Source organism: Telluria sp. ZB4P36 (genome assembly GCF_059685865.1).
The window spans coordinates 1-25,686 of sequence record NZ_JCASIE010000014.1; the positions used below are offsets into that span (position 1 = coordinate 1).

24 protein-coding genes and 1 other RNA gene are annotated in these 25,686 nt (G+C 64.7%); 6 read left to right on the forward strand and 19 right to left on the reverse strand.

All coding sequences use genetic code 11. The features are described from left to right. Window positions 1-606: 606 nt before the first annotated feature. The 10 genes from AC56LK_RS17395 to gyrA form a co-directional block, all read right to left on the reverse strand. The gene (locus AC56LK_RS17395) at window positions 607-912 is read right to left on the reverse strand and encodes an integration host factor subunit beta (RefSeq protein ID WP_027864826.1); all 306 of its coding nucleotides are present in this window, start codon (window positions 910-912) and stop codon (window positions 607-609) included. Between the two features lie 31 nt (window positions 913-943). Beyond that, entirely contained in the window at window positions 944-2,650 is a 1,707-nt protein-coding gene (rpsA, locus tag AC56LK_RS17400; RefSeq protein ID WP_497185739.1) for a 30S ribosomal protein S1, read from the reverse strand. A gap of 284 nt (window positions 2,651-2,934) precedes the next feature. Further along, window positions 2,935-3,597 (reverse strand): (d)CMP kinase, encoded by a 663-nt coding sequence (cmk, locus tag AC56LK_RS17405; protein ID WP_497185740.1) that lies wholly within the window; start codon window positions 3,595-3,597, stop codon window positions 2,935-2,937. A 12-nt stretch (window positions 3,598-3,609) separates the two neighbouring features. Beyond that, complete coding sequence (aroA, locus tag AC56LK_RS17410; RefSeq protein WP_497185741.1) at window positions 3,610-4,941, reverse strand: 3-phosphoshikimate 1-carboxyvinyltransferase; 1,332 nt, start codon at window positions 4,939-4,941, stop codon at window positions 3,610-3,612. Beyond that, window positions 4,938-5,855, reverse strand: a complete 918-nt coding sequence (locus tag AC56LK_RS17415) for a prephenate dehydrogenase (RefSeq protein WP_497185742.1) — start codon at window positions 5,853-5,855, stop codon at window positions 4,938-4,940. Before AC56LK_RS17415 ends, aroA begins: the two co-directional genes overlap by 4 nt. Beyond that, window positions 5,856-6,959 (reverse strand): histidinol-phosphate transaminase, encoded by a 1,104-nt coding sequence (hisC, locus tag AC56LK_RS17420; RefSeq protein WP_497185743.1) that lies wholly within the window; start codon window positions 6,957-6,959, stop codon window positions 5,856-5,858. Window positions 6,960-6,986: 27 nt separating this feature from the next. Further along, window positions 6,987-8,057 carry a prephenate dehydratase gene (pheA, locus tag AC56LK_RS17425; protein ID WP_497185744.1) on the reverse strand — a complete coding sequence of 357 codons (1,071 nt, stop codon included), beginning with the start codon at window positions 8,055-8,057 and terminating at the stop codon, window positions 6,987-6,989. 60 nt (window positions 8,058-8,117) lie between these two features. Then, window positions 8,118-9,209, reverse strand: a complete 1,092-nt coding sequence (gene serC, locus AC56LK_RS17430; RefSeq protein WP_497185745.1) for a 3-phosphoserine/phosphohydroxythreonine transaminase — start codon at window positions 9,207-9,209, stop codon at window positions 8,118-8,120. 15 nt (window positions 9,210-9,224) lie between these two features. After that, window positions 9,225-9,773, reverse strand: a complete 549-nt coding sequence (locus AC56LK_RS17435) for a DUF2059 domain-containing protein (protein WP_497185746.1) — start codon at window positions 9,771-9,773, stop codon at window positions 9,225-9,227. 81 nt (window positions 9,774-9,854) lie between these two features. After that, window positions 9,855-12,470, reverse strand: a complete 2,616-nt coding sequence (gene gyrA / locus AC56LK_RS17440; protein ID WP_497185747.1) for a DNA gyrase subunit A — start codon at window positions 12,468-12,470, stop codon at window positions 9,855-9,857. 344 nt (window positions 12,471-12,814) lie between these two features. On the opposite strand from gyrA, the gene ompA reads away from it, so the two are divergent. The 4 genes from ompA to AC56LK_RS17460 all read left to right on the forward strand — a co-directional run bounded on the left by ompA (window position 12,815) and on the right by AC56LK_RS17460 (window position 15,903). After that, window positions 12,815-13,528, forward strand: coding sequence for an outer membrane protein OmpA (ompA, locus tag AC56LK_RS17445; RefSeq protein ID WP_497185748.1), 714 nt, complete (start codon window positions 12,815-12,817; stop codon window positions 13,526-13,528). A gap of 147 nt (window positions 13,529-13,675) precedes the next feature. Beyond that, window positions 13,676-14,377 (forward strand): bifunctional 2-polyprenyl-6-hydroxyphenol methylase/3-demethylubiquinol 3-O-methyltransferase UbiG, encoded by a 702-nt coding sequence (gene ubiG / locus AC56LK_RS17450; RefSeq protein ID WP_497185749.1) that lies wholly within the window; start codon window positions 13,676-13,678, stop codon window positions 14,375-14,377. A 19-nt stretch (window positions 14,378-14,396) separates the two neighbouring features. Further along, the gene (locus tag AC56LK_RS17455; protein WP_497185750.1) at window positions 14,397-15,104 is read left to right on the forward strand and encodes an HAD family hydrolase; all 708 of its coding nucleotides are present in this window, start codon (window positions 14,397-14,399) and stop codon (window positions 15,102-15,104) included. Between the two features lie 136 nt (window positions 15,105-15,240). Then, on the forward strand, window positions 15,241-15,903 hold the full coding sequence (locus tag AC56LK_RS17460) for a glycine zipper 2TM domain-containing protein (protein ID WP_497185751.1): 663 nt from the start codon (window positions 15,241-15,243) through the stop codon (window positions 15,901-15,903). Between the two features lie 33 nt (window positions 15,904-15,936). Here AC56LK_RS17460 and AC56LK_RS17465 read toward each other — a convergent pair whose 3' ends face one another. Then, the gene (locus tag AC56LK_RS17465; RefSeq protein ID WP_497185752.1) at window positions 15,937-16,704 is read right to left on the reverse strand and encodes a class I SAM-dependent methyltransferase; all 768 of its coding nucleotides are present in this window, start codon (window positions 16,702-16,704) and stop codon (window positions 15,937-15,939) included. Between the two features lie 255 nt (window positions 16,705-16,959). On the opposite strand from AC56LK_RS17465, the gene ssrA reads away from it, so the two are divergent. Further along, window positions 16,960-17,316: a transfer-messenger RNA gene (ssrA, locus tag AC56LK_RS17470) on the forward strand. Window positions 17,317-17,418: 102 nt separating this feature from the next. Here ssrA and AC56LK_RS17475 read toward each other — a convergent pair. The 3 genes from AC56LK_RS17475 to AC56LK_RS17485 all read right to left on the reverse strand — a co-directional run bounded on the left by AC56LK_RS17475 (window position 17,419) and on the right by AC56LK_RS17485 (window position 20,115). Next, window positions 17,419-18,609 (reverse strand): Arm DNA-binding domain-containing protein, encoded by a 1,191-nt coding sequence (locus AC56LK_RS17475; RefSeq protein WP_497185753.1) that lies wholly within the window; start codon window positions 18,607-18,609, stop codon window positions 17,419-17,421. 160 nt (window positions 18,610-18,769) lie between these two features. After that, window positions 18,770-19,420 carry a J domain-containing protein gene (locus AC56LK_RS17480; protein ID WP_497185754.1) on the reverse strand — a complete coding sequence of 217 codons (651 nt, stop codon included), beginning with the start codon at window positions 19,418-19,420 and terminating at the stop codon, window positions 18,770-18,772. Continuing rightward, on the reverse strand, window positions 19,417-20,115 hold the full coding sequence (locus tag AC56LK_RS17485; protein WP_497185755.1) for a hypothetical protein: 699 nt from the start codon (window positions 20,113-20,115) through the stop codon (window positions 19,417-19,419). The genes AC56LK_RS17480 and AC56LK_RS17485 overlap by 4 nt, the downstream gene beginning before the upstream one ends. 36 nt (window positions 20,116-20,151) lie before the next feature. Between AC56LK_RS17485 and AC56LK_RS17490 the strand changes: the two genes are divergently transcribed. Next, complete coding sequence (locus AC56LK_RS17490) at window positions 20,152-20,769, forward strand: hypothetical protein (protein WP_497185756.1); 618 nt, start codon at window positions 20,152-20,154, stop codon at window positions 20,767-20,769. Between the two features lie 50 nt (window positions 20,770-20,819). Here the strand turns inward: AC56LK_RS17490 and AC56LK_RS17495 are convergent, their stop codons facing one another. The 5 genes from AC56LK_RS17495 to AC56LK_RS17515 are packed head-to-tail and all read right to left on the reverse strand — an operon-like array spanning window position 20,820 to window position 25,686. After that, a complete protein-coding gene (locus AC56LK_RS17495; protein ID WP_497185757.1) occupies window positions 20,820-22,751 on the reverse strand; it encodes a DNA cytosine methyltransferase in 1,932 nt (643 codons plus the stop codon). Continuing rightward, a complete protein-coding gene (locus AC56LK_RS17500; RefSeq protein ID WP_497185758.1) occupies window positions 22,741-22,977 on the reverse strand; it encodes a hypothetical protein in 237 nt (78 codons plus the stop codon). The genes AC56LK_RS17495 and AC56LK_RS17500 overlap by 11 nt, the downstream gene beginning before the upstream one ends. A gap of 2 nt (window positions 22,978-22,979) precedes the next feature. Next, window positions 22,980-23,714 carry a hypothetical protein gene (locus AC56LK_RS17505; RefSeq protein WP_497185759.1) on the reverse strand — a complete coding sequence of 245 codons (735 nt, stop codon included), beginning with the start codon at window positions 23,712-23,714 and terminating at the stop codon, window positions 22,980-22,982. A 3-nt stretch (window positions 23,715-23,717) separates the two neighbouring features. Further along, the gene (locus AC56LK_RS17510) at window positions 23,718-23,960 is read right to left on the reverse strand and encodes a hypothetical protein (RefSeq protein ID WP_497185760.1); all 243 of its coding nucleotides are present in this window, start codon (window positions 23,958-23,960) and stop codon (window positions 23,718-23,720) included. A 1-nt stretch (window position 23,961) separates the two neighbouring features. Then, the gene (locus AC56LK_RS17515) at window positions 23,962-25,686 is read right to left on the reverse strand and encodes a YqaJ viral recombinase family protein (protein ID WP_497185761.1); all 1,725 of its coding nucleotides are present in this window, start codon (window positions 25,684-25,686) and stop codon (window positions 23,962-23,964) included.

Consider the following 25,686-nt stretch of genomic DNA (forward strand, 5'->3'; position numbering starts at 1 on the left):
TTCTCCCTCGCGAGCGCTTGCGCAAGCAAGTCTCGCCCTGTGCCTCCCAAGTCTTGTCGCGGGAATCTTGTTTCATCGCTGATCGCTTGGGACGAGGCTTCACCCCGCCTTGCCGCGACCCGCCCCGCTGATGCGGGCATCTGATGCCGTACACGATTCATCGACAAGTTGTCGGACACTCCTACTCGTTCGGCCCTTCGCTAAAAAAAACTCAGCTACTACGGCCTCTGCTGACTTCTCGCTCCGATTTTTTTTTTCGTTACCCTTTCAGGCACAAGGCGAGATCTCCCCAGGTAAGAACGCACTCCTTCCCTGCACAACCGCCGGATTTACGCCACTTCGCCTTGACCACAAGAGCTTCGCGGCTTTTTGCCCGCTCGCCCTACTCGGCAGCGCCTTGTATCCGATTCTTGTCCATCGGCTCGCAGTTTCGCTCCACGCTTCCTCCCCACGCTCGGTCGCCCTCACGCAGTTGCGCTTCACTTCGCTCACTGTGGTCAGCTCGCGGCGGGACTTGCACCCGCAAGAGTGCGCCCATGCTGGGCGCACAAAAAAACGGCATCCCCAAGGGGGACGCCGTTCTTGTCTGCTCGCCAGCAGACGACTTCAGTCTTCGATGATCGGTTGCCCGACCATCGCGTCCACCCGCTCGCGCAACTGCTTGCCAGGCTTGAAGTGAGGCACCCGTTTTTCGGGCACCATCACCTTGTCGCCGGACTTCGGGTTGCGGCCGATGCGCGGTGGCCGGCTGTTCAACGCGAAGCTGCCGAAACCGCGGATCTCGATGCGCTGACCGGTCGCCAGGGCGTTGGTCATCGCGTCGAGGATGGTCTTGACAGCGAACTCCGCGTCTTTCGCCACCAGCTGGGAATAACGCTCAGCCAGGCGGTTGATCAGCTCGGACTTGGTCATCTGCTAGCTCCAGTAAGGAATTAACCCTTGCTTAGTTCTTGTTATCGAACTTGGCCTTCAGCAGTGCGCCCAGGCTGGTGGTGCCCGAAGCAGCGCTGTTGTCGTTGGCCAGCTTGCTCATTGCTTCCTGGGTCTCGACATTGTCTTTCGCCTTGATCGACAGCTGGATGCTGCGAGCCTTGCGATCGATGTTGATGACCAGTGCTTCGACCTTGTCGCCCACTTTCAGGTGGGTGCCGGCGTCTTCCACGCGGTCACGCGAGATTTCCGAAGCGCGCAGGTAGCCTTCGACTTCGTCGTTCAGGGCGATCACGGCGCCTTTCGGCTCAACCGACTTCACGGTGCCGGTGACCAGGGTGCCCTTGTCGTTCAGCGAAGCGAAGTTGTTGAACGGGTCGCCTTCCAGCTGCTTCACGCCCAGCGAGACACGCTCGCGCTCGACGTCGATGGCCAGAACCACGGCTTCCAGCTCGTCGCCCTTCTTGAAGCGACGCACGGCTTCTTCGCCGGCTTCGGTCCAGGACAGGTCCGACAGGTGCACCAGGCCGTCGATGTTGCCCGGCAGGCCGATGAACACGCCGAAGTCGGTGATCGACTTGATCGAACCCTTGACCTTGTCGCCCTTCTTGTGGGTCATGCCGAAGTCGTCCCATGGGTTCGCCTTGCACTGCTTCATGCCCAGCGAGATACGGCGACGCTCTTCGTCGATTTCCAGGACCATGACTTCGACTTCGTCGCCCAGCTGGACAACCTTGTTCGGAGCCACGTTCTTGTTGGTCCAGTCCATTTCGGAGACGTGCACCAGGCCTTCGATGCCCTGCTCGACTTCCACGAACGCGCCGTAGTCGGTCAGGTTGGTGACCTTGCCGAACAGACGGGTGCCCTGCGGGTAGCGACGCGACAGACCGGTCCACGGATCGTCGCCCAGCTGCTTGACGCCCAGCGAGACGCGGTTCTTTTCCTGGTCGTACTTGAGGACCTTGGCGGTGATTTCCTGGCCAACCGACAGCACTTCCGACGGGTGACGCACGCGACGCCATGCCAGGTCGGTGATGTGCAGCAGGCCGTCGATGCCGCCCAGGTCGACGAACGCACCGTAGTCGGTGATGTTCTTGACGACGCCGGTGACCACGGTGCCTTCTTTCAGGGTTTCCATCAGCTTGGCGCGCTCTTCGCCCATCGATGCTTCGATGACGGCGCGACGCGACAGGACGACGTTGTTACGCTTGCGGTCCAGCTTGATGACCTTGAATTCCAGGGTCTTGCCTTCGAACGGGGTGGTGTCCTTGACCGGACGGGTGTCGACCAGCGAACCCGGCAGGAATGCGCGGATGCCGTTGGTCAGGACGGTCAGGCCGCCTTTGACTTTACCGTTGACGGTACCGGTGACGATCTCGCCCGATTCCATTGCTTTTTCCAGGGCCAGCCACGATGCCAGGCGCTTGGCCTTGTCGCGCGACAGGATGGTATCGCCGAAACCGTTTTCCAGCGATTCGATGGCCACGGAGACGAAGTCACCGATCTGGACTTCCAGTTCGCCCTGGTCATTCTTGAATTCTTCGACCGGGATGAAAGCTTCCGACTTCAGGCCGGCGTTGACGATCACGAAGTTGTGATCCAGACGCACGACTTCGGCGGAGATGACTTCGCCCGAACGCATGTCTTGACGCGACAGCGATTCTTCAAACAGGGCGGCAAAGCTTTCCATACCGGTATCTTGGGTGGTTGCAGTAGACATAAAGGATATTACTCAGGTTAGCCCAGCAGGCCGGCGTTAGTGCGGACTGAACTGGGGTTAGGTTGAAACACGCCTGCGATGGCGGGATGCTGTCGCAGGCACCCTACAAGGACGATGTGCTTTTGCTGCAGCACGTCGTCCCGGCGAAGGCCGGGACCCAAGTTTTCTTTGCATACCCACGGCGATGACTCGAGCCAACGGGACGCAACGACCTTGGATTCCGGCCTGCGCCGGAAGTCGTCACTGCCGGCGGCAGTGACGACGATTCGCGAAACTATTAAAACCTATGCATGCGCATACCACGCCAACACCTGTTCGACCGCTTCCGCAGCCGTCATGTTCGAGGTATCGAGCAGGTGCGCATCCTCCGCCGGGATTAGGGGAGCGATCGCGCGCTTGGTGTCGCGCTCGTCTCGCTCCTTCAAATCCTTCAGGAGATCGTCCATATTAGCAGAAAACCCTTTGTCAATCAATTGCTTATACCGGCGTTGCGCCCTTGCCTCCACGCTTGCGGTCAAGAAAACTTTTAATTTCGCGCCGGGAAAGATCACCGTGCCCATGTCGCGCCCGTCGGCCACCAGGCCGGGGGTCTCGCGGAAGCCCAGTTGCAGGGCGTAGAGGGCCTGGCGCACGGTCGGCAGCGCGGCGATCCTGGAGGCCATGTTGCCGACTTCTTCGGCCCGGATCGCCCCGCTGACGTTCTCGTTGTTCAGGAAGATGTCCCCGCCCACGAAGCGGGCCGGCAGGTGCTCGGCCAGCTTGGCGATGCCGTGCTCGTCGCGCAGCTCGATGCCGCGGCGCATCGCCTGCAAGGCCGTCAGGCGGTACAGCGCGCCCGAATCGAGGAGGTGGAAGCCCAGGCGCTCGGCGACTCTGGCGGCGACGGTGCCCTTGCCGGAAGCGGTCGGGCCGTCGATGGCGATGACGGGGATGGGATTATTCGGCATAGGATCCAATCATTAAAACAGGTCGTTCTTGGCAATACCCGCGAAGGCCTCGAAATACTCCGGGAAGGTCTTGGCCACGCATTTCGGGTCGTTGATGCGCATCGCGTTGCCGCGGCGCGCCTTGCCGTCGAGCGAGGCCAGCGAGAAGCACATGGCCATCCGGTGGTCGTCGTAGGTGTCGATGGCGGCGGGCTTCAGCTGCTCGGGCGGGGTGATGCGGATGTAGTCCGGCCCCTCCTCCACCTCGGCGCCGACCTTGCGCAGCTCGGTCGCCATGGCCGCCAGGCGGTCGGTTTCCTTCACGCGCCAGCTGGCGATGTTGCGCAGCGTGCTGGTGCCGTCGGCGTACAGCGCGGCGACGGCGATGGTCATCGCGGCGTCCGGAATATGGTTGAAGTCGGCGTCGATCGCCTTCAGCACGCCGTTCGAACGCGCCTCGATCCAGTTCTCGCCGCGCGTGATGATGGCGCCCATGCGCTCGAGCGCGTCGGCGAAGCGCACGTCGCCTTGGATGCTGTTCTCGCCCACGCCTTCCACGCGCACCGGACCGCCGGCGATCGCGCCGGCCGCCAGGAAGTAGGAGGCCGAGGAAGCGTCGCCCTCGACGTGGATGCTGCCCGGCGAGCGGTAGCGCTGGCCCGGGTGCACGGTGAACGAGGACCAGCCGTTCTGCTCGACCGTCACGCCGAAGCGGCGCATCAGGTTCAGGGTGATCTCGATATAGGGCTTGGAAATCAGCTCGCCGACCACGTCGATCGACACCGCATGGGTGGTCGCCATCAGGGGCGCGGCCATCAGGAGCGCGGTCAGGAACTGGCTCGACACGTTGCCGCGCACCGCCATGCGGTTGGCGTGGATGTGGCCGCGGCGGATACGCAGCGGCGGGAAGCCCGGCTCGCCCGTGTACTCGATCTGGGCGCCGACTTCGTTCAGCGCATCGACCAGGTCGCCGATCGGACGCTCATGCATGCGCGACACGCCGTGCATGGTGTAGTCGCCGCCGATCACCGCCAGTGCCGCGGTGAGCGGACGGATCGCGGTGCCGGCATTGCCCATGAACAGGTCGGCCTCGTGGACCGGCAGGGTGCCGCCCTTGCCGTGGACGACCACGGTGCGCTCGTCGATTTCATCCCATTGGATGCCGAGCGAGCGCAGCGCGCCCAGCATCACCATGGTGTCGTCCGAGGCCAGCAGGTCGTGGATGGTGGTCGTGCCCTCGGACAGCGCCGCCAGCAGCAGGGTGCGGTTCGAGATGCTCTTGGAGCCCGGCAGGCGCACCGATCCCTCCACGTGGATCACGGGTTCGAGGTCGATGTGCTGCGGATAATGTTTGGACTGCGTCATTCTATTCCCTGGTGCGTATTGCGGTAATCCTGGGGCGGCGGCGAGCTACCCTCGATCGCCTCGATCCATGCCTGCCGTGCGCGCTGGGCGTTGGCAAACACGGTTTCGAGGCCGGGACCGTCGGCGGCGGCGAGCCTCGCCCGCAATGTAGTCAATTGTGCCAGATATGCATCCAGCTCGGTGAGCAAGGCCTCGCGGTTGGCCAGGCTGATGTCGCGCCACATTTCCGGCGAAGAGCCGGCGATGCGGGTGAAATCGCGGAAGCCGCTGGCGGCGTACTGGAACAGCAGATCGGCGTGCGGCTTGGCGGCGATGTCGTCCACCAGCGCATAGGCCAGCAGGTGCGGCAGGTGGCTGACGGCGGCGAACACGCGGTCGTGGTCGGCGGGGCTCAAGCGATGGATGAGCGAACCGCAATGGCGCCAGGCGGCGGCCACGCGTTCGACATCCAGCGGATCATTTTCCGGCAGCGGCGTCAGCACGGTCTTCTTGCCGCGGTACAGGCCGGCCATGGCGGCATCCGGGCCGTTCGATTCGCTGCCGGCGATCGGATGGCCCGGCACGAACTGCCCAATGCGCCCGCCCAGCGCCGCGCGGGCCGCGGCCACGACGTCGCACTTGGTGCTGCCGGCGTCGGTGATGGTGGTCTGCGGCTCGAGGTGCGGCAGCAGCGATGCCAGGATCGCTGCGGTCTGCCCTACCGGCGCGGCCAGCAGCACCAGGTCGGCGCCGCGCATGGCTTCCTGCGGCGAGGCGCAGATCTCGTCGATGATGCCCAGCTCCAGCGCGCGCGCCATCGCTTCCGGCGAACGGCCCAGCCCCGCCACGGTACGCACCGCGCCGGCCGCCTTCAGGGCCAGCGCGAAGGAACCGCCGATCAGGCCGGCGCCGACGATGACGAGGCGGTCAATCATTCAGCCGAGCACCTTCTTCAATGCTGAGATGAAGGCCGCATTCTCTTCCGGCAGGCCGATCGAGATGCGCAGCCACTGGTGCAGGCCGTAGTTGCCGACCGGGCGCACGATCACGCCCTGCTTCAACAGGGCCAGGTTGACGCGCGCGCCGGCCTGGTCGTCGTCGCCGACCTTCACCAGCACGAAGTTGCCGAAGGACGGCACGTACTGCAGGCCCAGCTCGTCGAAAGCGGCGGTCAGCTGCCGGTAGCCCGCGGCGTTGTTCTGCGCGCCCTTCTCCAGGAAAGCCTTGTCGTTGAGCGCGGCGATCGCGGCGGCCTGGGCCAGCGAATTGACGTTGAAGGGCTGGCGGATGCGGTTCATCAGGTCGGTCACCGCCGGCTGGGCGATGGCGAAGCCCACGCGCAGGCCCGCCAGGCCGTAGGCCTTGGAGAAGGTGCGCGAGACGACCAGGTTCGGGTACTTGCGCACCCACTGGCTCGACTCGAACTGGTGTTCCGGCGCCAGGTATTCGTTATAGGCCTCGTCCAGCACCACGACCACATTGCTCGGGACTTTCTGCAGGAAGGCTTCGATCTGCGCGGCCGGGATGAAGGTGCCGGTCGGGTTGTTCGGGTTGGCGACGTAGACCAGGCGGGTGTCGGCGTCGATGGCGGCGGCCATCGCATCCAGGTCGTGGCCGTAGTCCTTGGCCGGGACCACGATGGCGCGGCCGCCCACGCCCTGCGTGGCCAGCGCGTACACCGCGAACGAGTACTGCGAATACACCACGGCCTCGCCCTTTTGCACGAAGGCGTGCGCGGCGATTTCCAGGATGTCGTTGCTGCCGTTGCCCAGGGTGATCCAATCGGCCGGCACGTCGTAGCGCGCGGACAGGGCGGACTTCAGTTCGAAGCCGTTGGCGTCCGGGTAGCGGCCGAGATCGGCGGCTGCCTGGGCCATCGCGGCGCGGCTCGATTCCGGCACGCCGAACGGGTTTTCGTTCGAGGCGAGCTTGACGATCTTGGCTTCGTCGAGGCCGAACTCGCGGGCGACTTCAGCGATGGGTTTGCCGGCCTGGTAAGGGGCGATGGCGCGGACGTAATCTGGACCGAGTTGCGACATGGGGATTCTCGAAATAAGTAAGTGAAATCAGAGGCTCTGCGGGTAGGAACCCAGGACCTTGAAGAAGGCGGCGTTGTCTTTGAGCTCGCCGAGGGCGCGGGCGACAGCGGCATCGCGCACGTGGCCCTCGATGTCGACGTAGAAGTAATACTCCCAGGTGCCGATGCGCGCCGGGCGCGACTCGAAGCGGGTCATCGATACGCCGTGCCTGGCCAGCGGCGCCAGCAGGTTGTAGACGGCGCCGGCCTTGTTCGGCACGGCCAGCACGATCGAGGTGTGGTCGCGGCCCGAGGGCCCCGTTTCCAGGCTGCCGATCACGGCGAAGCGGGTACGGTTGTGCGGGTCGTCCTGGATGTGGGCCTGCACCACGCCGAGCTGGTACTGCTCGCCCGCCATCTCGCTGGCGATGGCCGCCACGCTTGGGTCCTGGCTGGCCAGGATCGCGGCTTCGGCATTCGACGCCACCGCGCGGCGCTCGATGCCCGGATGGTGCAGGTTGAGCCAGACCTGGCACTGGGCCAGTGCCTGCGAGTGGGCGCACACCACGCGTACACCGTCCATGCTGCCGGTCTTGGTCATCAGGCTGTGATGGACCGGGATCGAGATCTCGCCGCTGATCACGGTGGTCGTGGCCAGCATCAGGTCGAGGGTGCGGTTGATCGCGCCCTCGGACGAGTTCTCGACCGGGACCACGCCGAAGTCGGCGGTGCCGGCCTCGGTGGCGCGGAACACCTCGTCGATCGAGACGCAGGGCAGCGTCTCGATGGCGGTGCCGAACTGCTGGTACACCGCCTGCTCGCTGAAGGTGCCGGACGGGCCGAGATAGGCCACCGTCACGCGCTTTTCCAGCGCGCGGCAGGACGACATGATCTCGCGGAAGATGGTCTGGACGTCGCGGTCCTTCAGCGGGCCGGGATTGCGCTCGGCCACGCCGCGCAGCACCTGGGCTTCGCGTTCGGGACGGAACACCGGGGCATTGGTCTCGGCCTTGACGTGGCCGACCTGCTGGGCGATCTGGCCGCGCCGGCTCAGGAGGTCGAGGATTTGCGCATCGATTGCATCGATCTGCTCGCGCAGGGGGAGAAGTTTGTCATTCATCGTAAGCTCGTATTATTTCCGTCGGGTGGACGGCAGAGCCGCCCGCCCGACGATCGCGGATCAACGTCCCGCGAATTCGTTCAAATAATCGACGAGGGCCTGCACACCCTCGAGCGGCATCGCATTGTAGATCGACGCCCGCATGCCGCCGACGGACTTGTGGCCCTTCAGTTGCAGCAGCCCGCGCGCCTTCGCGCCGGCCAGGAATTTGTCGTTCAGGGATTCGTCGCGCAGGTAGAACGGTATGTTCATGCGCGAACGGAATTCGTGCGAGACGCGATTCTGGTAGAAGTCGTCCGCATCCAGCGCCTGGTACAGCAGGCGCGCTTTGTCGATGTTCGTCTGTTCCATCGCCGCCACCCCGCCCTGCTTCTTGAGGTGGGCGAACACCAGTCCGGCGATGTAGATCGCGTAGGTCGGCGGCGTGTTGAACATGGATTCGTGTTCGGCCACGGTCTTCCAGTGGAAGGCCGAGGGGCAGATCGGCAGCGCGTCTTCCAGCAGGTTGTCGCGCACGATCACGATCGTGAGACCGGCCGGGCCGATGTTCTTCTGGGCGCCGGCGAAGATCACGCCATACTTCGACACGTCGATTTTGCGCGACAGGATGTGCGAGGACATGTCGGCCACGATCGGCACGCGCGGCTCGATCTCGGGGACGAAGTTGTACTCGACGCCGTCGATGGTCTCGTTGGTGCAGATGTGCAGGTAGGCCGCGCCCGGGCTCAGGTTCCACGAGGACTGCGGCGGCACGCCGGTGAAGCCGGTCGCCTCGCTGCTCGCCGCCACGTTGACATGGGCGTAGCGCTTGGCTTCCTTGATCGACTTGCCCGACCACGAACCGGTGTGGATGAAGTCGATCGTGGCCGGCTGCGCGCAGCAACCCGCCAGGTTCATCGGGATGATGGCGTTCTGGCCCAGTCCCCCGCCCTGCATGAACAGGATCTTGTAGTTGCTGGGCACGGCCAGCAGCTCGCGCAGGTCGGCTTCCGCCTGCTTGTAGATGGAGATGAATTCCGGACCGCGGTGGCTCATCTCCATCACCGACATGCCGCTGCCGTGCCAGTCGAGCATTTCGCTGGCGGCCTGCTGCAGCACTTCCTTCGGGAGGACGGCCGGACCGGCCGAAAAGTTGAAGATCTGGTTCGTCATGCGGTCCTTTCTCTGTTACGGTTTCTGCACGTCCTGCGCTACTTCCTGCATCAGCTTGGCCACGCGCGGCATCATCACGCGCTGGGACGCCGCCATGCCTTCGGCCGCCAGCTTCGGCGACAGGCTCATCATCTTGCGGCCGACCGGGCTCTGGTAGAACGCCGCCAGCTCCTTGATCTCGGCGACCGTGTAGTTGTTGGCGTACAGCGGCACCATCTCGTCGATCATGGCATCCATCAGGGTCGGATCGCTGAAGATCTTGCCGATCGACTGGGACACGCGCGGCAGCGTCTGCTCGACCTTCGCCAGGGCTTCCTTCTTCTGCGCCGCATCCAGCTTGGGGTCGGCCTGGATCATGCCGGCCAGCTGCTGGCGCATCATGGCCGGCATGGCCTGCTGCATCTGGGCGACCATCGCGCTCATGTTCTTGCGCATTTCCATCGCCTCGAACATGGCTTTCACGGCGGCGGTGGCTTGCGGATCGGCGCCGGGCGCGGCCAGGGCGAACGAAGGGAAGGCTGCGAAGCTAAGGGCAGCGGTCAGGGCGAGAACGATTTTTTTCATTGTTGTCGTGATGGTGATAAAACGCGGGCGCTCCTGCCCGGCGAAAAAAACGGGCCGCATCAACGCGGCCCGTCTGGTGCTTTACTGCGGTGCCTGTTCGATCTCGACCTCTTCCAGGTCGGTCTCGACGATGCGCTGCAGGCCGGACAGCTTGGTGCCGTCCTCCACCGCGATCAGGGTCACGCCCTGGGTCGCGCGGCCCATCTCGCGGATCTCGGCGACGCGGGTGCGGATCAGGACGCCGCCGGTCGTGATCAGCATGATCTCGTCGGTGGTATCGACCAGGGTCGCGGCCACCACCTTGCCGTTACGCTCGGAGGTCTGGATCGCGATCATGCCCTTGGTGCCGCGGCCGTGGCGGGTGTACTCCGTGATCGGGGTACGCTTGCCGAAGCCGTTCTCGGTGGCCGTGAGCACCGACTGCTGCTCGTTCTCGGCCACCAGCAGGGCGATGACCTGCTGCCCTTCTTCCAGGTTCATGCCGCGCACGCCGCGCGCGGTACGGCCCATCGGACGCACGTCGTTCTCGTCGAAGCGCACTGCCTTGCCGCCGTCCGAGAACAGCATCACGTCGTGCTGGCCGTCGGTCAGCGCGGCGCCCACCAGCACGTCGCCCTCGTCGAGGTCGACTGCGATGATGCCGGCCTTGCGCGGGTTGCTGAAGTCCTTCAGCGGAGTCTTCTTGACGGTGCCGAGCGAGGTCGCCATGAACACGTAGTGGTCTTCCGGGAAGGTCCGGTTCTCGCCCGACAGCGGCAGGATCACGGTGATCTTCTCGCCGTCCTGCAGCGGGAACATGTTGACGATCGGCTTGCCGCGCGAGTTGCGCGAGCCCTGCGGCACTTCCCACACCTTCAGCCAGTACATCCGGCCGCGGTTCGAGAAGCACAGCATGTAGTCGTGGGTGTTGGCGATGAACAGCTGGTCGATCCAGTCTTCGTCCTTGGTCGCCATCGCCTGCTTGCCGCGGCCGCCGCGCTTCTGGGCACGGTATTCGGCGATCGGCTGCGACTTCATGTAGCCGGTGTGCGACAAGGTGACCACCATGTCCTGCGGGGTGATCAGGTCTTCGGTCTCGAGGTCGCTGGCATTGTGTTCGATCACCGAGCGGCGGGTATCCTTGCCGTTGTCGGCATAGTCGCTCTTGATCTGCACCATCTCGTCGCTGATGATGGTGGTGACGCGCTCCGGGCGGGCCAGGATGTCGAGCAGGTCGGCGATGTGATCCATCACTTCCTTGTACTCGTTGACGATCTTGTCCTGTTCCAGGCCGGTCAGGCGCTGCAGGCGCATCTGCAGGATTTCCTGGGCCTGCTCGTCGGACAGCTTGTACATGCCGTCGTGCTGCATGCCGTAGTGCTTCGGCAGGTGCTCCGGACGGAAGGCTTCGATGCCGCCCGAAGCGCCCAGTTCGGTACGGCTCAGCATTTCGCGCACCAGGGACGAATCCCAGCCGCGCTGCATCAGCTCGACCTTCGCGATCGGCGGCGTCGGCGCGGCCTTGATGATCGCGATGAAGTCGTCGATGTTGGCCAGCGCCACCGCCAGGCCTTCCAGCATGTGGCCGCGCTCGCGCGCCTTGCGCAGCTCGAACACGGTGCGGCGGGTGACCACTTCGCGGCGGTGCGACAGGAAGCACTCGAGCATCTGCTTGAGGTTCAGCAGCTTCGGCTGGCCGTTGACCAGCGCCACCATGTTCATGCCGAAGGTGTCCTGCAGCTGGGTCTGCTTGTACAGGTTGTTCAGCACCACTTCCGGCACTTCGCCGCGCTTCAGTTCAATGACCACGCGCATGCCCGACTTGTCGGATTCGTCGCGGATGTCGCTGATGCCTTCCAGCTTCTTGTCGCGCACGTTCTCGGCGATACGCTCGAGCAGCGATTTTTTATTTACCTGATACGGCAGCTCGTCGATGATGATCGCGACGCGGCCGCCGTCCTTGCCGTATTCCTCGAAATGGGTCTTGGCGCGCATCACCACGCGGCCGCGGCCGGTGCGGTAACCGTCGCGCACGCCCGAGACGCCGTAGATGATGCCGGCGGTCGGGAAGTCAGGCGCCGGGATCAGCTCGATCAGCTCGTCGATGGTGCAGTCCGGGTTCTTCAGCAGGTGCTGGGCGCCGTTGATGACTTCCGACAGGTTGTGCGGCGGGATATTGGTGGCCATGCCCACCGCGATGCCCGAGGAACCGTTGATGAGCAGATTCGGGATCTTGGTCGGCAGGACCGTCGGTTCTTTTTCCTTGCCGTCATAGTTCGGCTGGAAATCGACGGTGTCCTTGTCGATGTCCGCCAGCAGTTCCTGGGCAATCTTGTCGAGGCGGCACTCCGTGTAGCGCATCGCCGCGGCGCTGTCGCCATCGATCGAGCCGAAGTTGCCCTGCCCGTCCACGAGGGTGTAGCGCAGCGAGAAGTCCTGGGCCATGCGGACCAGGGTGTCGTAGATGGACGCGTCGCCGTGCGGGTGGAACTTACCCATGGTCTCGCCGACCACACGCGCGCACTTCAGGTACGGGCGGTTCCACACGTTGTTCATCTCTTGCATCGCGAACAGCACGCGGCGGTGCACCGGCTTGAGGCCGTCGCGTGCATCCGGCAATGCACGGCCCACGATCACGCTCATCGCGTAATCGAGGTAGCTCTTGCGCATTTCTTCTTCTAGGGAAATGGGAACTGTTTCTTTTGCGAATTGATCCATTGGGCGGGTCGACTGCTTTCAGGCTAATGGTTATGAGTTGCAACGGACGATTCTACCATGGCCCACTTAGCACCAGCACAATTCCAGTTTCGGAGGCGGACAGTTCCAGCATTGTCGATGTCGGCCTGGTCCGCTTGACTGAATGTTGCAACAAAACAACGTCAACAAGAATATGCATTGCGTTTGATTTAGGTGCAGTCGTGCGATTTTGGTGCATGTGGCAAAATGGACAGGAAATTAATTGCTTGTTTCACAATGCGAAACATGCAACGTGGACACTGTGTTAATGTTTTGAGTACACGCTACGCTGCTTTCGCACGGAATTTACCGAAAGGAAAAAAAACATGAATAAACTGGCCACCCTCCTGCTCGCTGCTTCGGCTGCGCTCGCGGGCAACGCATTCGCCCAAAGCGATGCGCCGTATGCCCCGCTGACCACCGACATCAAGGCGCGTACCCCCTACAGCGCCTACGTGCAGGACAGCCGCGGCGTGATCGCCCGCAATCCTTTCGGCCTGTGCTGGCGTACCGGCTACTGGACCCCGGCAGACGCGGTCCCGGGTTGCGACGCGCCGCTGTGCGTGCCGCCGGAGAAGCTCGAAAACGGCAAGTGCGTCGCGCCGCCGCCGCCACCGCCGCCGCCAGCCCCGGTCGCTGAACCGGCACCTGCCCCGGCGCCTGCCCCGGTCCCGACCTCGGAAAAAGTGTCCTACTCGGCTGACGCCTTCTTCGATTTCGACAAGGCCGTGCTGAAGCCGGCCGGCAAGGCATCGCTCGACGACCTGGTTTCGAAGCTGGGCGACATGAACCTGGAAGTCATCATTGCCGTCGGCCACACCGACTCGATCGGCACCGATGCCTACAACCAGAAACTGTCGATCCGCCGCGCCGAAGCCGTCAAGGCCTACCTGAAGGGCAAGGGCGTGGAAGAGAACCGCATCTACACCGAAGGCAAGGGCGAGAAGCAGCCGGAAGCCGACAACAAGACGTCAAGCGGCCGCGCCAAGAACCGCCGCGTGGAAATCGAAGTCGTCGGTACCCGTACCGTCAACAAGTAATCCTTGCGCTTTGCGCAACGAAACCCCGCTCAGGCGGGGTTTTTTTTCGTTTATGGCAAGAAGTAAGCCCAAGAGTCCGTCTACAGCCGATTACAAATTTTCTGTGCGGCACTCCGTGACAAGCCCCATTTCCAGTATGATCCGAGTATGACTACGAACGCAGACCCATTAGAAATCCAGAAATTCAGCGAGTTGGCGCACCGCTGGTGGGACCCGACGTCTGAATTCCGCCCGCTGCACGAAATCAACCCGCTGCGTCTCGAGTGGATCAACGCGCGCGCCCCGCTGCTGGGCAGGAAAGTGATCGACATCGGCTGCGGCGGCGGCGTGCTGTCCGAAGCCATGGCGCGCAAGGGCGCCAAGGTCACCGGCATCGACCTGTCGAAAAAGGCGCTGAAGGTCGCCGACCTGCACAGCCTGGAATCCGGCGTCGAAGTGCGCTACAAGCACATCGCGGCCGAAGAGATGGCTGCCGAGGAAGCCGGCCAGTTCGACGTGGTCACCTGCATGGAAATGCTCGAGCACGTGCCGGATCCGGCCTCGATCGTGCAGGCCGCGGCCACCCTGGTCAAGCCGGGCGGCCACGTGTTCTTCTCGACGCTCAACCGCAACCCGAAGTCCTATCTGTTCGCCGTCATCGGCGCGGAATACGTCCTGCGCATGCTGCCGCGCGGCACCCATGATTACGCCAAATTCATCACGCCGGCCGAACTCTCGCAGTTCGCACGGCTGGCGGGTTTGCAGGTCGACGGCCTGAAGGGCCTGACCTACAACCCGCTCACCAAGATCTACTCGCTCAACAACGACACCGATGTGAACTACATGGTGGCGTGCACCAAGCCGCTCTGAACTTCAGCCCGAACTTTCCATGACTCTCCTGACCGTCCTGCCGGCACCGCGTGCCATCCTGTTCGACCTCGATGGTACGCTGGCCGACACCGCGCCCGACCTCGCGGCCGCCGTCAACTGGCTGCGTACCGAGCGCGGCCTGCCGCCGACCCCGTATTCGGTACTGCGCCCCACCGCGTCCGCCGGTGCGCGCGGGATGATCGGCGCCGCCTTCGGCCTGGCGCCGGGAGACGAGGGCTATGAAGAGCTGCGCATGCAGTGGTTCGACCGCTACCAGGAAACCATGGCGGTGCACAGCTCGCTGTTCGGCGGCATCACCGAACTGCTGCACGGGATCGAACAGGCCGGCATGGCCTGGGGCATCGTCACCAACAAGCCGGCGCGCTTCACCGACCCGCTGATCCCGCAGATCGGCCTGTCGCACGCGGGCTGCGTGGTATCGGGCGACACCACCGGCTTCCCCAAGCCCCACCCTGCCCCGCTGCTGGAAGGCGCGCGCCGCCTCGGCGTCGACCCGTCGCACTGCTGGTACGTGGGCGACGACAAGCGCGACGTCGAAGCCGGCCACGCCGCCGGCATGGTCACGGTGGCCTGCAACTGGGGCTACTGCGGCGCCATCGAACCCTCGACCTGGGGCGCCGACTACCTGCTCGACACCCCGACCGACCTGCTGCAGACCCTGCGCACCGTGGTGGAAAGCGCAGGCGCGGCCAGGTCGGCCGCCTAGCCTGCCGGAGTGCCGGCCACCGGAGCGCCGGCCGCTTACAAGTCTTTACGATTGATACAGGCTTTGGTCTAGTTCTACGGCGGGCTCACCGGTAATCTACTCCCATACGACAACAACGTCATTTACGGAGAAGAACATGGAAACCACCCGCCTCAACCGCATTCATCCCCTGATGGCCGCTGCCGCCGCGTCGGTCGTGATTGTCAGCCTGACCGGCGCCGCCGCCATCACCGGCCTGCTGCCGAACTCGAACAGCGCACCCGACGTCCCGGCAGCCCAGCTGGCAGCCGCTTCGCCCTACGCGGCGCAGCAGCCGGTGCAACAGCCGCAGTTCGTGCCGGTGACGACGGCGCAAGGCCAGGTCGTGATGGTGCCGGCTGCCGCGGTCCAGGGCCAGCCGCTGTCGGCCACCCCGGTGACGCCGCAGCTGGCCACCCAGCTGGCAGCCGGTCCGGCGCCGCAGATGGCCATGCCGGTCGCCTACATGCAGCCTGCGGCCCAGCCCGCACCAGCACCGGTCGTGATCAAGGAAGTGATTCGTGAGAAGCCGGTGGTGAGGGTGGTCGAGAAGACCCGTGTGGTGCACGCGAAGCCGAGGAGCGAGCCGCGCTACTATCCGCAGCCGGCCCCGGCCCCGGCCCCGGCCCAGCCGAACTATGTCGGCATCGGAACCGGCGCCGTGATCGGCGGCCTGATCGGTAACCAGATCGGCGGCGGCAACGGCAAGAAGCTCGCCACCGTGGCCGGCATCATCGGCGGTGGCATGCTCGGCAACGAGATCGCCAACCGCAACCGTTAAGCAGCAGGTTCACCGTCCAAAAGCCGCAGGCACTCAGCCTGCGGCTTTTTTTCGGAAAATGCAGACGATGATGTCGCTCGGGAAGATGCGCAGAACCGGAATCGCGCATAGGATGGCGATGTACTGCACCCATAGCGAGACCAGCGGGACATTGCCGGCGCAACTCAGCCGTTCGCGCAATCCCTTGGCGCGCAGGGCCGGCAGCTCGGCGCTGTCGACCAGGTCGAAGCCCCGTCCCGCCACCAGCTGCGCCAGGTTGCCGGTGCTGAAGTAATGCACGTGCGGCGACGGCAGGTCTTTCTGCCACAGCCGCTCGAAGGGCGTACGCCAGCCCAGGCGCGCGATCGTCTTGGACAGGCGGTAGAAGAAGCCGCGGCTGTTCGGCAGGTTGAGGATCAGGATGCCGTCCGGATTCAGGCGCTGCCGGCAGGCGTCGAGGGCGCTGCGGATGTCCGGGATATGCTCGATGACGTCGTTGAAGACGATCACGTCGAAGCGCTCGTCCTCGTCCAGCACGTCGGGAAAGAAGCCCGCGCGCACCGGCAGGCCGCGTGCGGCGGCGCGGGCGCCGACGACCGCGTCGGGTTCGACGCCGAGCACGTCGAAATCCTCGCGCGCCGTCTCGAGGAACCAGCCGTGGGCGCTGCCCACATCGAGCAGGCTGCGCGCACCGGGCCGCACATGGCGTTTGGCGTACTGGACGATGGCACGGAAATTCTCGAGCCGCAGGGCCTTCAGGCCGGCTTCGCGCTCGGCCTCGTTGACCTCGGGCCCGGTATGCTGGTTGATCGCGACGGACAAGGCCGCGCTTTCGTACTGGCATGCCGGACAGGTCGCATGCCACGATGCGAGCCCCGCAGTTTGGGTATTACCGCAGACGATACAGACCATTGCCATCCCTAGTCGGAGTGTGACGCAGAGCGCGTAGCCGGGCCATGATATTGCAGTTTCGTCATGCTGTGAGCATATCTATTCGACCTACTTGACATTAAGCGGGTTCTAAGCAGTCCGGCTGCACGGGCCGCCGAATTGGAGTACAATGAACGTTCTTTCGTTGGGGGCGACCTGGTTTCGACGTGGGTTGCAAAGCAGCGCAGGGCATACCGAGGACTGGTTACCTCGTAAATACATCCAGAAATCAATAACTGCAAACGATAACTCGTACGCACTCGCAGCTTAATTGCTGCTAGCTCTACAACACCTCGCCCCTGGGGTGGCCGCAAGGCAGTAGAGTCATTTACAGGGGCTCGCAGTAGGCCGGGTCACTTGGTCGACTGTTAAAAAATAGGTGACTCGCTTGTACAAAGGGTGCACATCCCCGTTGTCCAGGTTAAATTAATCGATAGTGCTAAGTATGTAGAACTGTCTGTAGAGTGCTTGCGGACGAGGGTTCGATTCCCTCCGCCTCCACCAGTACATTCTGTAGAATCAATGACTTAGATTCTGCATGCTGCCATTAAATGGGGTAGAACCGGGCCGAATGGGGCTGGTAATGCCAACATAATGACAGCCCGATCAGGACGCCCCGGAGACCTTCGCGGCGTCCTTTTTCTTTCCGAAGATTTCCTCTGCCCTGCTGCCCGCGCCACTGTCGGCCTCCGGCATCCACTTGCCGTAGCGGCGGATGATCATCGACCAGTCGCTGTGCCCCATCTGCTGCGCCACCCACATCGGATGCTCTCCGGCCGACAGCATCATGCTGGCGTAGGTGTGACGGGTCTGGTACGGGTAGCGATAGCGCACCCCGGCGCGCTTCAACGCCCATTGCCACATGGTCTTGCGGATCGGCTGATCCCCGGCCCAGCGTTCAAGGGTCTGTGGGTTCTGGAAGACTTCCTTGCCCTTCAGGTAGGTGTGCGCCCTCTGCGCTGCCAACGCCTCGGCCGCCATCTCCAGCAGCTTCACCTCGCGCCGGCCCGCGTCCGTCTTGGGGGCTTCTGGCTCATCGGCGTGCTGCGTCTGCGCGCGCGACACCCGCACCACGCCGCGGAGAAAGTCGATGTCGCCCCAGTCCAGTGCAACCAGCTCCGACGTGCGCAGCCCGGTCCAGAACGCGAACTGCACCAGGTTGCGGCCCTGCCCTTCCAGCGCGGCCAGGATCGCTGCCTGCTCGGCCCGGTCGAAGATGTCGATCTCGTCCTCGGGCTTCGTCAGCGCCTTCTTCTTCTTGTAGGTGTAGCCCGCCAGCGGGTTGATCTCGATCAGCTCGTCATCGAGGGCAGCGTCGAGCGCCGCGCGCAGCACACTCTGAATGTTGCCCAGGGTCTTGTTCCCGGCCGGGTAGCTCGCCAGTCGGTCGCGTACGTGCTTGCGCCTCAGCTCGGGCAGCTTCAGCTTGCCGAACCATGGATCAAGCTTGCCGATTACGATCTTCCTATAGGTGTCGTAGGTGCTGGCCTTGAGCTCGAGCTTCTGCGCGTCCAGCCACTTATCGAGGAAGTCGGCGACCGTGGTCAGCTCCCCCGGCGTCGCCTCCGCTTCTTCGAATCTGGCTGCGATCTTCGACTCCGGGAACGTCGCCTTGTAGTCGAAGCTGCCGCTGGCGATCGCGTGTAGGATCGCCGCGCGGTGCTGCTCCGCCCTTTTCAGGTTAGCGGCCGTGGGCTTGAGAGGGACCCTTTCCCGGCACCTGGCGCCCTTATACATGAAACTGATTTCGATGCTGCTTTCCGACGCAGCTTTAACTCCCCGCCCGTCTCTACCCATTCCCTATATCCTTCCACGTCAATGAGCACCCGGTTATCGGGCGCCTTCGTCCATATTTTGCCTTCCAGCCATATCCCGTCCCGGATCTTGGTTCGGATGGCGTCCTCGGTGTAGCCCGACTGTTCGGCGAACTTCGGGATCGTCACGTATCGCAGCATCGTCAATCCTCCTTTTTCATCCTGATCTCCTTTTCGGCCTCGGCCAGGGCCACGTTCAGCTCCGACATCGCCGCATCGCTGCCGCCAGCGCGGTCCGGGTGCCTGGTGCTGGCCAGCTCGCGATATCGACGGCGCAGCTGGTCGCTGGTGGGCGTGGCCGCGCCGAAATCCATCACCTCGCGCCAGGAGCGGCGCGCGGTCGGCGCCGGCAGCGCCGTGAACCCGGTAAAGGCCCGGTCGAGGATCTGCGCGCCGCCGTGCCGCTCGATCGCGCGCATGGCGTCCAGCGTCGCCGCGATGGCTGCCAGGTTCTCCTCGACGCGGTAATACTGGTCGATGGCCATCACCCGGCGCTCGCCCTTCCGGGTCTGCCAGTACACGGCCGCGCCGGTGTCGCGCGGTGCGGCCTGGCCGGAGCGCGGCAGGCCATCCAAGCGCAGGGCCAGGTTGGTCGAGATCACCACGTCCTGGCGGTCGACGCCCATGCGCGCCAACTCGGCAAGCACCCGCTTTGTCGCCTCGGCAATGGTGATCTCGCCGAAGGTGGTGTAGGCCTTGTCGGATCTCTTCACACCGAACCGGCCCGGCCTGGTCTCGGCGGCGGGCGTGCGCGGCCAGCCGGCCGGCCACTGGAGCGGGTACGCTGGGATCACGCAGCACCGCCTTCCTGGGCGACTGCCGCTGGGGCAGCAGCAAGCTGGCCCTTGAGCGCGCGGATCGCGAAGACGCACGCGGCGGCGCCGCTCTCGGCGTCGTCGCGCATTTCGGGGTAACGCGTGCTCTGGTGCCTGTGGTACTGATCCTCCACCTGCTCAGCAGCCAGCGCCGCCTCTTCCAGCACGGCGTCGCGGGCCACGACCTGGCGCTGCAGCTCCGCCATCTGCGCGCGCAGCTGCTGCACCGTCTCGAGGTGCTGGGCGTTCTGCTCGAGCGCCGATGCCAGCTGGTCCACGAACGGCTCCAGCTCCACCACGTCGATGCGCTCGTACTTGTCCGGCGCGTGCTCGAACTTGCTGCCCAAGACACCGGCCAGGCCGTGGCCCTCGCTGGTCATTAGGATCGTCCACTTGCGCGCCGCGCCGGGCGTGGGCTCTTCCCACTGCAGCAGATCGGGCGGCGGATCGCCAGCGCGGCGGCCGCCCAGCATCGGCTCGCGAGACGGCGCGCGCAGCAGCTTCGCGACCTCAGCTTCCTCGCCGATCACGATCAGGCACTGCGGCACGGTGCCGGGGATCTCATAGCGCGCGCCGGCGGCGCCGGTCTCGTGGATGACGCGCATCGCGTCGCGGCCAGCGGCCACCAGGGCGGACTTATACGGGGCGAGCAGTTCGGGTGGGGTCCGGCTCATGTTAATATTCCTTCACGTAAATATTCTTGCGAATCGATGATCAAGCGCTATCTTCTCTGGGGTCTGTTGGGTGCCGTTGTGGTCGGGCTAACTCACACTGGTACATCGGTTGGTTTCAAAAACGGCGACTGGGCCGCTTGGGTAGGCGCGATTGGCACGGTGGGAACCTTGATCGGGACGATCTACCTTGCAACTTCGCAGTCTCGACAAAAGGCCAACGACGACCTGACGTTGGCGCGCCTGCACGCGGCCCGCATGGTTCTGCGACTCGTGCATGCAGAGGCGATGGTTTCCAGCACATGTCAGACGCTGTCGACGTCGTTGGAAACACCCATTCAGCTGTCCGTCGATAATCTGAAGGACATGCAATTCAGGCTGTCCTCTATCGCGCCGTGGGAAATGGGCGAGCTGGTTCCATTGGTTGCTCTTCGCAATAACACAGCCGTTAAGCTCGCACACGTTTCCGACCAGCTTGACTCCGCAAAGAAGCTCTTCACCGGAACGATTGCGCATTACGGCGGGTTGAGCGCAGAGGAACTGCATAACTTTACGGAACACGTTTATGCCATGCTTCGCACCACTCTCGACTACATTCATGAGGTCGTGAACGTATGCAACGATGAATCGGGAGCCCTCCACCATCGAGGGCGGTAAAGACTTCGTCGGCCGCCGGTGCGCGCAGGCACCGTAGATGTCGGCCTGATTCACGCTGCTGCTCCCTGCCCTGGCATCGTCAGGGCGAGCGCCACATTGCGCACCCAGATCGGGGTCGCGCTCAGCACAAAGGTTTCACCGCCCCAGGCCAGCAGCAGCGTGGTGCCCATGACTTCCGCGATTGCCGTCGCCGCATCCGGCGGCACCAGGTTGCCGATGTGCTCGCGCCATACGCTGTCGCTCGCGCCGTCCAGCAGCAGGAACTCTTCGGGCTCGATCAGGCTCTGCAGCGCGGCCAGCTCGAGCGTAGTGAACGGGCGGTGCCAGGTGCCGTCGAGCGACCGGATGATGGCGACGGTCTTCTGGTCCAGCGCCGGCAGCACGCGCGGATCCGCGACCGACCAGCGGCCATTGTCCTGGCGCGCGGCAGCGCTCACGGCGCCGCTCGGCGAATCCCAGGGCACCACGCCGTAGTGGCCGCCGGTCAGGTAGGCGTCGCCTTTTCCGCGGGTTCCGTTCATGCTGGTGCGCGGGTCTGCGACCGCGAAGGCGCCCTGCCCCGTGGTGCTAGCGCCGATCACGGTGCCGGCCGGTTCATCGAATGGCGTCACCATGTACTTGCCCGCGCCGTCGAACGCGCTGGTCGACCGTGGGTCGGCAACGCAGCCACCACCGCTGCTCGGGCCGTGGCCGCTGGTGACCGTGCCGGCCGCGCCGCTCCACGGGACGATGCGATACACGTTCTTGTGCGTGTCGGCGCCGCCGGCGCGCGGGTCGGCAACCGAGAAACCGCCCTGGATAGGCGAGCGCTGGGCGGTAATCGTGCCAGTCGGCTCCTCCCAGCTGCGCACGCCGAGCTGGCCGTAGTCACCGCTGTTCGTGTAGCGCGGGTCGGCGATGCATTGGCCCGTGCCGTGCGCGCTGGAGACCACGCGGGCTGCATCGTCCCATTCGCCGACGCGCAGCTCGTTGCTATGCTTGTCCGGGCCCATGTGGCGGGGGTCTGCGACCGAGAAGTTTCCATTCATGGGGAAGCCGCGGCTGGTGATGGTGCCGGTCGGCTGGCTCCAGTCGTTCACGCCCAGGGCGCCGCGGTGCATCTCCGGCACGATCAGGTAGTCACGCAGGTGGCCGTTGTCGACCGCTAAGCGGTTCAGGCTGCGCCAATCGCTGCCGGCCTCCACGAACGCCAGGCGCACCCAGGTCTTCCACTGCAGGCGCGGAATGCGATGCATCGGGCCGCCGGCCTGGTCGCCGGGGAACGGCATGCGGCCCAGCACATCGCCCACGGCACGCAGGCGCTTCTTGTCCGGCTCGTACAGGAACGGCGGCACTTTCTCGGCGTGACGCGCCACCAGCAGGAAGCGCTTGCGCGACTGGGCCAAGCCGCCCAGCTCGCCGCAGTCGTGCGTGGTCTCGGCCACCGCATAGCCGTAGCTCTGCAGCACCTGGTTGATCTGGTCCAGCAGGTGCCTTCCGCGCGTGGCCAGCCGCGGCACGTTCTCGAACACGATCAGGTCGACCGGGTCGTCAGCCCAGGCCTCGGCCATCAGCCAGATGCAGCGCAGCGTGAGCGCGTTGAGCGCCTGGTACTTCGGCGTCTGGCTCATGGTCTCGGACAGTAGCCCGGACGCGCCCTTGCACGGACTGCTGATGAACACGATGTTCGGGCGTTCGTTGCCGGCGGCGCGCCGGATGTCGGCCGGGCCCATCTCGCGCCAATCCGCCGGCGGTTCCTTGCCATGAAAGGCGATGTACTGCTCGCGGGTGAACAGGTCCATCACCGTTCCCGGCACGCCCGCCAGGCGGTGGAAGTCGCGGATGGCCGAAGGCGACACGTCGACGCCGCCAAGGCAGCGGAAGCGCGCGGCGACCGCGCCAACGCGCGGGTTCGCCTTGTTGAAGCCTTTGGCGGCGCCACCGATGCCGCAGCAGAAGTGGAAGTGGGTGACCTCGCGGGTCAGGGTTGCGTCACGCGGCATGCTTCGTTTCCTCGTTGTTATCGTTGTGGGCCGCGGCTGGCGCCGGCGGCAGGTGCATCCAGTGAGTGACCTGCTTGCGGATCTCGCAGCCGCTGATGTAGATCCAGCGGCCGCAGTCGCGCTCGGCGGGCCAGACCTCGCCGTTGTCCAGTGCGATCAGCACTAGGGTGTCGTCGTCGGGCAGCGCCGCCGCTGCGTCTTTCCATTCGAGCGTCAGCGCTGCCATGGTCAGGCCGCCTCGCCGAGCAGGGACTTCTGGTCTGGCTCGACGGCCAGCGAATCACCCTCGTCCAGCAGCTTCGAACGCTCCTCGATCACGATGGTGACGAATCCGCCCTCGGCGTCGGCCAGGCTGTGCGCCCAGTCCCCCTTGGCCAGCGTCAGCACGCATTTCACGCCATCCTTGAACACGACCTGGTCGACGGCTGCGGGGAACGTCATGCGCGCATTGCTGGCGATGATGTCGATCGCGTCGCGCACGGCGTTGCGGCAGTCTTGCTGCACGGTGGCCAGCACGCGCTTCTGCTCACCCTCCTTCATGTCGATCCAGGGCTTCGACAGGGTCTTCAGGTGCTTAGTGGCCGCCTTGATCATCGCGCCCAACAGGAACTCCTGCGCATAAGCCTTGCCGTCGGCAACGCCGTGAACGCCCGGGCGAGCGAAGACCGCGAACGGACCTTCCTCGTGTTCGGCGACGATCACCAGGCGCCAGTTGTCACCCTCCGGCGCCGGCGGCTGCCATGCGCTGATGTTGTTCTCTCCGTTGACCCAGCCAGAAAGGATCGACGTGTCGGCGGTCATGTCATCCATCATCTTGACGACATGAACCTCATAGCCGTTAATGACAGCGAGCTGCGCCAGATCCTGCTCCGGCAGAGGAAAATTTTCGAAGCCCGGCAGGGCGCCGTAGCCGTTTGCATCGCGCTTCAGGGTGGTATGGTCGTTTTTCACATTGGCTTTCATCTTTCAGTTCTCCTGGGTGGGTAGGGTGTTTTCGTTTTCAAGGTGCTTCTGGTAGGCGCGCCGGATCCGTTCGTTCCAGCGCGCCTGAGCCGCCGCGTCGCGGTCCAGTTCGGCGCGCGAGCTGACTTCGCACACTTCTTTCACCCGGCGCGCGGCCGCCTCTTCGCCGTCGACTCCGAGGAACTGCTGGAAGGCCTGCTCACGGCAGCGCAGGACGGTCCAGAGGCAAGCACGCTGGCCGGTCATATCAGGCAGCCTGCTGCGCCTGCGCGGCGGTGGTGATGTGACGGATCAGCGCTGCGCACATCGAGGGCCAGTCGGCTTCGTGGTACAGCACCGCGGCGCGATCGCGGCCGGCGGCGGCGAAGCCCAGCGACGCGAGGAAGTCGGCGGTGAGCGAGAAGCCCAGGCGCTCGGCGATCTGGCCGAGGCGCAGGGTCGGCGGCGTGCCGGCGGCAGCCGGGCGCGCAGCGGCGATCGGGGTGACCTCTGCGCTGGCAGGCGCTGGCTCAGGAATAATTTCCGGAATATTTTGCGGTTCGGTTTGCACCTGGGCCACCTCGGCCGGCCTGGCCTGGGCACGTGCGACGGCCTCCTCGCGTGCACGCGCCTCGGCTTCTGCTCGGCGCCGGCTTTCAGCTTCCGCACGTTCGCGCGCTGCTTCCTGCTCCTGGCGCGCGCGCTCCGCCTTCTCGGCTTCCTGGCGCTTGTGGTTCTCGATCCGCGTGCGCACCACCAGCTGGAAGTCTTCGTCGCCCTTCTGGATGACGGTCTGCAGGTCGGCGAACAGGAACTCGTGGCCGACGGCGTGCTCGCGGAACCAGGTCAGCCGGCCGCGCACCGCGGCGGCGATTGCGTCCACGGCGATCTTCCCGTTCGCCAGCTCGGTGTCGACGGCGTCCTGCAGCGTGGCCAGCGTGCGCTTGTTCTTCATGGCGCCGGCGAAGTCGCGGGTCTGGTACACCAGGCGCAGCGGCGCGATCTCGCGGTTGAGCGCGGCCACGTGGTCTTCGAAGGCCTGCTTCACCTCGGCCAGGATCCCGGCCTTGATCAGCTCCTTTTTGTCCTTCACGGTGCGCTGCAGGGTCAGGCGCTTGGCGCGCAGCTGCTCGCTGATGTGGTCGATCGTGCGCATCAGGTCGGCGATGTCGGCGGTCTGCTCGAGCGCGGCTCGCTTCGCCTGCTCGAGGTCGCCTTCGGCCTTCTCGCAGAATTTCACGGTGGCTTCAGCGTCGGCGAAGTCCTGGTCGGTTACCAGGTCGGTCTTGATGCTGGCGATGAAGCGCTCGGCCTTCGCCTGGAATGCCGGCAGATTGCTGGTGGCCACCTCGCCGCGGATCTGGATCACCAGGGCTGGCAGCTGCATGATCGGCTCGGCTTCGGGCTTCGTCGGGTAATCGACCTGCACGAAGTCGATCAGGTCCTTCGCGAACTGCTCCCAGCCCGCCTCGATGCGCTCCTGCCAGGCCGGGTCCGGCAGCACATCCAGATACACGAAGTTGTCGAGCGTGCCATCGGAGCAGACGAACACCACCTTGCTGCAACCGGTGACCATCATGATCTGCTGCGGCTGGGGCATGTACTCTTCCGGCAGCTCGCCGGCGGCGATCGCGTCGGCCAGGGCCTGATTCCACTGCTTGTGTTCGAAGGCGACGTCTTCGGCCATCGTGAGTCCGTCGCAGGACGCCGACAGCAGGCCGTCCGAACAGGTCACCGGGTACAGCTCGGTACCGATCAGGTTTTCGACCAGCGGGCGCGCCAGCGCTTCCACTTCGTGGCCATAGTCGAGGATGTTCTTCTGGACCCAGTCGCTGAACTCCTGCGCGGTGCCGGTCGCCTTCATGCGCAGCAGCTCGGTGCGCGAGACGCGCGACGAGATACCGAGCATCGCGGCCGCCTCGCTGGCGCCGAACTTTTCAAGCCTGTACTGCTGCCACTCGGGGCTACCCTGGGCGAGATCGTGGATCTGCAT

Bases quoted from the DNA above. Each gene is read 5' to 3' on its own strand.
- AC56LK_RS17395 (WP_027864826.1), bottom strand. From the start codon at position 912: ATGACCAAGTCCGAGCTGATCAACCGCCTGGCTGAGCGTTATTCCCAG.
- rpsA (WP_497185739.1), bottom strand. From the start codon at position 2,650: ATGTCTACTGCAACCACCCAAGATACCGGTATGGAAAGCTTTGCCGCC.
- cmk (WP_497185740.1), bottom strand. From the start codon at position 3,597: ATGCCGAATAATCCCATCCCCGTCATCGCCATCGACGGCCCGACCGCT.
- aroA (WP_497185741.1), bottom strand. From the start codon at position 4,941: ATGACGCAGTCCAAACATTATCCGCAGCACATCGACCTCGAACCCGTG.
- AC56LK_RS17415 (WP_497185742.1), bottom strand. From the start codon at position 5,855: ATGATTGACCGCCTCGTCATCGTCGGCGCCGGCCTGATCGGCGGTTCC.
- hisC (WP_497185743.1), bottom strand. From the start codon at position 6,959: ATGTCGCAACTCGGTCCAGATTACGTCCGCGCCATCGCCCCTTACCAG.
- pheA (WP_497185744.1), bottom strand. From the start codon at position 8,057: ATGAATGACAAACTTCTCCCCCTGCGCGAGCAGATCGATGCAATCGAT.
- serC (WP_497185745.1), bottom strand. From the start codon at position 9,209: ATGACGAACCAGATCTTCAACTTTTCGGCCGGTCCGGCCGTCCTCCCG.
- AC56LK_RS17435 (WP_497185746.1), bottom strand. From the start codon at position 9,773: ATGAAAAAAATCGTTCTCGCCCTGACCGCTGCCCTTAGCTTCGCAGCC.
- gyrA (WP_497185747.1), bottom strand. From the start codon at position 12,470: ATGGATCAATTCGCAAAAGAAACAGTTCCCATTTCCCTAGAAGAAGAA.
- ompA (WP_497185748.1), top strand. From the start codon at position 12,815: ATGAATAAACTGGCCACCCTCCTGCTCGCTGCTTCGGCTGCGCTCGCG.
- ubiG (WP_497185749.1), top strand. From the start codon at position 13,676: ATGACTACGAACGCAGACCCATTAGAAATCCAGAAATTCAGCGAGTTG.
- AC56LK_RS17455 (WP_497185750.1), top strand. From the start codon at position 14,397: ATGACTCTCCTGACCGTCCTGCCGGCACCGCGTGCCATCCTGTTCGAC.
- AC56LK_RS17460 (WP_497185751.1), top strand. From the start codon at position 15,241: ATGGAAACCACCCGCCTCAACCGCATTCATCCCCTGATGGCCGCTGCC.
- AC56LK_RS17475 (WP_497185753.1), bottom strand. From the start codon at position 18,609: ATGGGTAGAGACGGGCGGGGAGTTAAAGCTGCGTCGGAAAGCAGCATC.
- AC56LK_RS17485 (WP_497185755.1), bottom strand. From the start codon at position 20,115: ATGAGCCGGACCCCACCCGAACTGCTCGCCCCGTATAAGTCCGCCCTG.
- AC56LK_RS17490 (WP_497185756.1), top strand. From the start codon at position 20,152: ATGATCAAGCGCTATCTTCTCTGGGGTCTGTTGGGTGCCGTTGTGGTC.
- AC56LK_RS17495 (WP_497185757.1), bottom strand. From the start codon at position 22,751: ATGCCGCGTGACGCAACCCTGACCCGCGAGGTCACCCACTTCCACTTC.
- AC56LK_RS17500 (WP_497185758.1), bottom strand. From the start codon at position 22,977: ATGGCAGCGCTGACGCTCGAATGGAAAGACGCAGCGGCGGCGCTGCCC.
- AC56LK_RS17505 (WP_497185759.1), bottom strand. From the start codon at position 23,714: ATGAAAGCCAATGTGAAAAACGACCATACCACCCTGAAGCGCGATGCA.
- AC56LK_RS17510 (WP_497185760.1), bottom strand. From the start codon at position 23,960: ATGACCGGCCAGCGTGCTTGCCTCTGGACCGTCCTGCGCTGCCGTGAG.
- AC56LK_RS17515 (WP_497185761.1), bottom strand. From the start codon at position 25,686: ATGCAGATCCACGATCTCGCCCAGGGTAGCCCCGAGTGGCAGCAGTAC.